The sequence below is a fragment of the Acidovorax sp. LjRoot204 genome, assembly GCF_056175785.1.
The window spans coordinates 1-7,075 of sequence record NZ_JBGFFF010000189.1 but is presented as its reverse complement, the minus strand read 5'-3'; the positions used below and the strand labels follow the sequence as shown (position 1 = coordinate 7,075).

The window sequence follows — 7,075 nt, the reverse complement described above, 5'->3', positions numbered from 1 at the left end:
GTCTACGTGCGCCCCGGCGATCTGGGCAAGACCGAACACGCCATGAACTCGCTGATGTACAGCGTGGCCTGGGACGAGGCCCGTTTCGGCCTGCCGCTGGACCTGGASCGCTTCATGATCGTSGCCACCAGCGACTTCAACATGGGCGCCATGGAGAACAAGGGCCTGAACATCTTCAACACGAAGTACGTTCTGGCCAGCGAATCCACGGCCACCGACACCGACTTCGCCAACATCGAAAGCGTGGTGGGCCACGAGTACTTCCACAACTGGASSGGCRACCGCGTSACCTGCCGCGACTGGTTCCAGCTCWSSCTGAAGGAAGGCCTCACSGTCTTCCGCGACCAGGAATTCAGCMWGGACCTGGCGGGCAGCCCGTCCGCCCGCGCCGTCAAGCGCATCGAGGACGTGCGCGTGCTGCGCACCGCCCAGTTCCCCGAAGACGCSGGCCCCATGGCCCACCCGGTGCGGCCCGACAGCTACGTCGAGATCAACAACTTCTACACCGTCACCATCTACGAAAAGGGTGCGGAAGTGGTGCGCATGCAGCACAACCTGGTGGGCCGCGAAGGCTTTGCCAAGGGCATGAAGCTGTACTTCGAGCGCCACGACGGCCAGGCCGTGACCTGCGACGATTTTGTGCGATCAATAGCCGATGCCAACCCGGGCAGCCCGCTCACGCAGCACCTTGGGCAGTTCCAGCGCTGGTACAGCCAGGCCGGCACGCCCCGCGTGCGTGCCACGGGCCGCTACGACGCTGCCACGCGCTGCTATGCACTCACGCTGTCGCAAAGCTGCGCCCCTACGCCCGGCCAAAGCGAGAAGTTGCCCTTCGTCATCCCGGTGGAACTGGGTCTGATCGATGCCACCACCGGTGCCGCCCTGCCCTTGCACCTCGCAGGTGAAGGCGCAGCCCACACCACCTCGCGCGTGGTCGTGCTCACCGAGGCATCGCAGACCCTCACCTTCACCAACCTGGACAGCGAGCCTGTGCCATCGCTGCTGCGCGGGTTCAGTGCCCCCGTGGTGCTGGACATCGACTACACCGACACGCAGTTGCTCACGCTGCTGGCGCACGACGCCGACGCTTTCAACCGCTGGGAAGCTGGGCAGCGCCTGGCACTGCGAATTGCTATTAATACAATAGCTAATGAAGCATATACAACCGGCGCTACTGGCCGATTTGAGCAAACCATCCTGTCGACACCGTTTGTAGAGGCGATGCGCAGCGTGCTGCGCAACCCSRMSCTSGATGCMGCMTTCAAGGAACTGGTGCTCACGCTGCCYTCSGARACSTACATCKCCGAGCAGCTSGAYGTGGTSGACCCGCAGCGCRTSCACSYGGTRCGCGAAGCCATGCGCGAAGAGCTGGCACTGGCGCTGCAGGCCGACTGGGAAACCGTCTGGGAACAGAACCAGGACACCGGCGGCTATCGCCCCGACCCCGTCTCCTCCGGCCGCCGCGCACTCAGTGGCCTGGCGCTGCACATGCTGTGCATTGCCGCGCAGAAGACAGGCGATGTGGTCTGGCCTGGCAAGGCGTACCAGCGCTTCAAGGTCGCGGGCAACATGACCGACCGGTTCAATGCCCTCACGGCCCTGGTGGCCAGCGGCAGCGAACTGGCCACACCGGCCCTCGCCCGCTTCCATGCGCTGTTCAAGGACGAGCCTCTGGTCATCGACAAGTGGTTTGCACTGCAAGCGGGTGCGCCCGACCGTGGCGGCAACGTATTGCCCGCCGTGCGCCAGCTCATGCAGCACCCGGACTTCAGCCTGAAGAACCCCAACCGGGCGCGCAGCGTGATCTTCAGCTACTGCAGCGCCAACCCCGGTGCGTTCCACCGGTCGGACGCTGCGGGCTACGTGTTCTGGAGCGACCGCGTGATCGAGCTGGACGCCATCAACCCGCAGGTTGCGGCCCGCCTCGCGCGCGCGCTCGACCGCTGGAAGAAGCTTGCGGACCCCTGGCGCAGCGCCGCGCGCGAGGCCATTGCTCGCGTGGCCGCCAAGCCTGATCTGTCCAACGACGTGCGCGAGGTAGTGACCCGCGCACTCGCCGAATAAACCACGACCGAGAAGAGACTGACATGGCAAAAAGCATCAGCCTGACCCGCTACCTTGTTGAACAACAACGGGTGGACGGACTCATTCCCTCGCAACTGCGCCTGCTGCTGGAAGTGGTGGCCCGCGCCTGCAAAAGCATCAGCCACGCCGTGAACAAGGGCGCACTGGGCGGCGTGCTGGGCACGGCCAGCAGCGAAAACGTGCAGGGCGAGATCCAGAAAAAGCTAGACATCATCGCCAACGAGGTGCTGATCGAGGCCAACGAATGGGGCGGTCACCTTGCCGCCATGGCCTCGGAAGAAATGGACGGCATCTACCTGGTGCCCAACCGCTATCCGCAAGGTGAATACCTGCTGCTGTTTGATCCCCTGGACGGCTCCAGCAACATCGACGTGAACGTGAGCATCGGTACCATCTTCAGCGTGCTGAAAAAGCCCGATGGCGACCGTGGCGTGGAGGAAGGCGACTTCCTGCAGCCCGGCACCCAGCAAGTGGCGGCGGGCTACTGCATCTACGGCCCGCAGACCACCCTGGTGCTCACCGTGGGCGATGGCGTGGCCATGTTCACGCTCGACCGCGAACAGGGCTCCTTCGTGCTGACCGAGGAGARCGTGCGCATCCCCGAGGACACCAAAGAATTCGCGATCAACATGAGCAACATGCGCCACTGGGACGAGCCCGTGAAGCGCTACATCGACGAATGCCTGCASGGCAAGGAAGGCCCGCGCGGCAWSGACTTCAACATGCGCTGGATCGCCAGCATGGTGGCCGATGTGCACCGCATCCTGACCCGTGGTGGCGTCTTCATGTACCCGTGGGACAAACGCGAGCCCAACAAGCCTGGCAAGCTGCGCCTGATGTACGAGGCCAACCCCATGGGCTGGCTGGTAGAACAAGCCGGTGGCGCTGCCACCAATGGCAAGCAACGCATCCTCGACATCCAGCCCACCCAGCTCCATGAGCGCGTCAGCGTGATCCTCGGCTCAAAAAATGAGGTTGAGCGCGTGACCAGCTATCATTCCACGCTATAATCCRAGGCTWMGCCGGTGTAGCTCAGTCGGTAGAGCAGCTCATTCGTAATGAGAAGGTCGGGTGTTCGATTCATCTCTCCGGCACCAAGTCAGTAAAAGAAACCCCGCTATCGTTAAGATAGCGGGGTTTTTCGTTTTTGGTCTCTTACAGACTGTTTACAGACTACGTCTGCGGGTTTTCAACCAATCGAGAGCGACTTACCTAGGGCTGCACGGGAAAAATCCGAGAATATTACTCGGGAATAGTCGTCTGCCTGGCTCCGGCCCCCAGGACGAATCTGCGCCCGCCAAACGCTCCCCATCAACCAAACTCACAACCCTCGATTTCGGCATGAGCAGAAAGCCCAGTGGTTCGCCCGAAGATATTGAGCGGGCCTTGCACGCATCCAGGACGACGGAGTCTGCCACCGAGCTCCGCAGGGCACTTGCAGTCATGCTGCCCGTCCTGCATGGTCTGAGCCTTAGTGAAACCGCATCCTTGGTCGGCCGGTCAGCGACATGGGTTGCGAAAGAACGGCAAAACTTCATCCAGAACACGCAGCACACTGACGCGGAGAAACCTAGACGCGGCTCCAGAAACCAGTTGATTCCTGCTGACGAGGAGGACGCGTTCATGGAGGAAGTCTGCCAAAGGTATATCCACCGTCATGCCGGATGGCGTCTAGGCGTGTACAGGGGACCGGATCACCTCCGACACGTGGAAATGAGTTTCGTCGAGGTCGCGCAGCTCGCCCTGGAGGAGCGGATTCAACGACCAACTACAAGAACTTCGGTCTACAACTTGATGGCTAGGACAGGGAGAAGGCGCTTCATAAACTACGAGCCCTACCTTTGGGAACTAGCATGCAAGAGAGGCTTGCCAAATACTCTACACAGAGACGATCAGATCTCTGAGCACTTGGCCAAGCGCTATGGCTTGAGTCCGAAAAAGCCACGGAAGCCTAAGTAACCACGATCGTTTACTCAGCGTAGCGAGGGAGAAATAAGTAAGGTCTTACTTTGAATCTCCGGCCTAAGATCGTCCTCGACAGTCCTTTCACCGGCCAGCAGCCGGCAGCAACGAAAGGACAAAATGACATTCAAGACCTCTCCAGCCCTGAGCGCCTACAGGTTCGCTTCGGGCATCGACTACGTGAAATTCAGGTGCCTGCAGAAGCAAACTCTGCCGCCGCTTGACGGCAAAGCGATCTGGCCACAAAGCGCACCTGGCAAGCTGACAGTCCATGACGCGACGGCAGCAGATGTTGTCCAGCTCGCCAAAATCTTCCCCGGGGCTTTCATTGACGAGCTGGAAGTCAGGGTAGACATTCGCACGGCCAAGCAATTGTCAGCCGAACAGCAGCACGTTGCCCTCACCGCCTTCACAACCGAGTTCGTCGTCAAGGGCCTCAAGCCTGTCTTCATCGATGGCACGAACAGCGGCTTCCGCGGTGCCTACGACCCGTCCCTCAAAAAAACCATCCCATACAACCGCCGGGTGCCAGGCCCTGACGCGCAACTGCTCATGGGTCACCGCAACGATGGCGTTCAGGTCAAGTCCTACTACAAGCGGTTCGACCATGGAAAGGCGTTGCCCCCCGCTAAGCACTGCATTCGCGTCGAGGTCCGCATTGGCATGGTGGGCTTGGACCATCACGGCCTCTCCACCATCGAGGACCTTCTGGGCTTCAAATTCCGGAAGGCGCTCATGCCGTACTTCACCCACGTGTCCGGATCGAGGCGTAGGAAGGTGCGGAAATCTCGCAGGAGCCGCCTCCTCGAGCTCTTGCACTCAAAGCAAGGGGAGTTCGATCTGCCGCACTGGGAGCGCATCGGAGTGGGTGCATTTTTGCCTGGCGGCGAGCGTCAGAAACCCGACCTGGTTTTCAAACGCGACACAGAGCTGAACAACAGGATCGGCCAAGCGTTGGGGCGCCTCGAACGCACTTTCAGTGACGAAAAATTCGTGCGTTTTCTGATCTTCCCAAACACGAGAAGACCAGTATCCATGCGGCTTCCCGCTGCATTGGTTAAGTCAGCTATGACTTACTGATACTAACCAAACAACCTCTTCTTTTGCACCAAGAGGGCGACAGCATCACCGCCTCGTCTGCCCTCCCCTACTCCTCCTAAATACCTTTAGAAATTCGTTCGACATGCTGACTCACAACACAGCCACACCTCTCGAAATGGAGACCCGAACCGTGGTGGATACCGCTACAGCTGCGTATCACCTCAACCGCCGGCCACAAACCCTCCGCGCGTGGGCTTGCTACGAGGATGGACCTATCCGCCCCAAGCGGGTCAACGGAAGGCTTGCCTGGCCCGTCGCAACGCTCCGCAGCATCCTTGGATGTGCTCCAGCAACCAACGATGACCAGTATTCCAACAGGGCCTGATTCGGGCGTCCTCTCATCATTCGCAGCCCCTCTGCATCTCCATACAAAGAACACATTGGAATGAACGAAACCACCTTTGATCAGTCACCTATCGCGGATGTCGAAACCCAACAGGTCGAGCCAGACGTGTCGTACTTCCCGCCAGATGATGAAGTTGAGGTAAACCAAGAACCGGTTATCGACGATCTGGCCGGCGCGAAGAATGCCCTGTCGCACTACACGCTCCAGACCGAGAACAACGAGGCCCGCAATGGACCGGATGAGTCTGCTGGCGTTGCAGAGGACGCGGCGCAGGAAGTCTTGTTGGCCCAGGGTCTCGCCACCGGCGTGTCCCTCTTCCCTCCCGATACGACCCCCGAGGAAGACGAGGCGCGTTTGCAAGAGCTGCTGGACGAATTGGGACTGAACGATGCGTGCCCTGGGCGTTCAGCATCTCCGGTATCCAGCTCGACCATCGCTCAGGGCGAGGACCATGTTTCGCATGACAAGGGCGTGGGTAAGAAAGATGTGGCCTTAACAGGGTCTTCAGAAGCTGATTGCGCTCCGCGGGACCTTCCGATCATCGAGGTGAAGGCTGGTGAGCTGGAAAAGACGCTCGCTTCTGCGGAGCATGTTTTGGCGGATGCCGGTGACTACTATTCACGAGGCGATCGCATCGTCAGCGTCCGGTTTGAACCCGCAGTGAGCAGGCATCACATCCGCGAACTTTCCGGTCAAGACCTGGTAGTGGCCTTCGCCGGGCTCAGTAAATGGTCTCGTTTCGACAAACGCAAAGGCGAATGGATGGCCATCGACCCATGCCCCCGGATCTGCAGGCTTCTCGCCGAATCGTGGAAGTTTGGTCGGCTCCCGGTCCTGAACGGTATCGTCAGCCAGCCATTTCTTCGAGCCGATTCCACCGTCCGGTCCGCCCCCGGATATGACCCTCACACCCGCATTTTGGGCATGTTCGACGCGGGTGGCTTTTCCGTCCCGGAACATCCCAACCGTGATGACGCAATGAGCGCACTTTCCACTCTGGACGAGCTTCTCTCCGAGTGTGCTTTTGCGACCTTGGTGGATCGTTCTGCAGCTCTTTCTGCGCTGCTGACCGCCGCAGTTCGGCCAAGCCTTCCGCATGCGCCCATGTTTCACGTCATGGCCCATCAGCCCGGCTCTGGGAAGTCGTTTCTGTGTCAGTTGATCAGTGCCTTTGCGACGGCTACGCCTGGATCGCCGGTTGCCTTCCCGCGCAGCAACGATGCTTGCGACAAGCTGCTTCTGTCGCAGCTGATGAAAGCCCCCGCGGTAGTCGAGTTTGACAATCTCACCACTGATTTGCGGCCGTTCGACAAGCTGTGCAGTGCGCTGACCAGTGAATACCTCGAAGGCCGCCAGCTTGGACAATCCCGCACCGTCGTAGTGCCCACAAAGACCCTGTTTCTTTCGAGCGGAAACAACGTCCGTCCGATCGACGACATGGTGCGGCGTTGCATCTGCATCCATCTGGATCCCGGCATGGAGTCACCCGCTGCGCGCGTCTACAAACGTCCCAACCTCCTCGATGAGGTTCGCCGGGACCGCATTAAGTTCATCGGCGCGGCACTGACAATCGTGCGCGCA

Annotated in this window: 3 protein-coding genes, 1 tRNA gene and 1 pseudogene; all 5 read left to right on the top strand. The window is 60.2% G+C overall.

The window, feature by feature from the left end:
- Positions 1-2,064, top strand: a 2,064-nt coding sequence (gene pepN, locus AC04MI_RS21910) for an aminopeptidase N (protein ID WP_476498691.1), incomplete at its 5' end; no start/stop codon positions are given.
- Between the two features lie 23 nt (positions 2,065-2,087).
- Complete coding sequence (locus tag AC04MI_RS21905) at positions 2,088-3,095, top strand: class 1 fructose-bisphosphatase (protein ID WP_476498690.1); 1,008 nt, start codon at positions 2,088-2,090, stop codon at positions 3,093-3,095.
- Between the two features lie 11 nt (positions 3,096-3,106).
- Positions 3,107-3,182 (top strand) — tRNA-Thr (locus AC04MI_RS21900).
- A gap of 985 nt (positions 3,183-4,167) precedes the next feature.
- Positions 4,168-5,127: a hypothetical protein gene (locus AC04MI_RS21895; protein WP_476498689.1), complete on the top strand. Its 960-nt coding sequence runs from the start codon at positions 4,168-4,170 to the stop codon at positions 5,125-5,127.
- A gap of 406 nt (positions 5,128-5,533) precedes the next feature.
- Positions 5,534-7,075 (top strand): annotated as a pseudogene (locus AC04MI_RS21890) (hypothetical protein); the annotation flags it as partial.

What these genes read in the sequence shown, in the direction of transcription:
- AC04MI_RS21895 (WP_476498689.1), top strand. Translation starts at nt 4,168, where the DNA reads ATGACATTCAAGACCTCTCCAGCCCTGAGCGCCTACAGGTTCGCTTCG.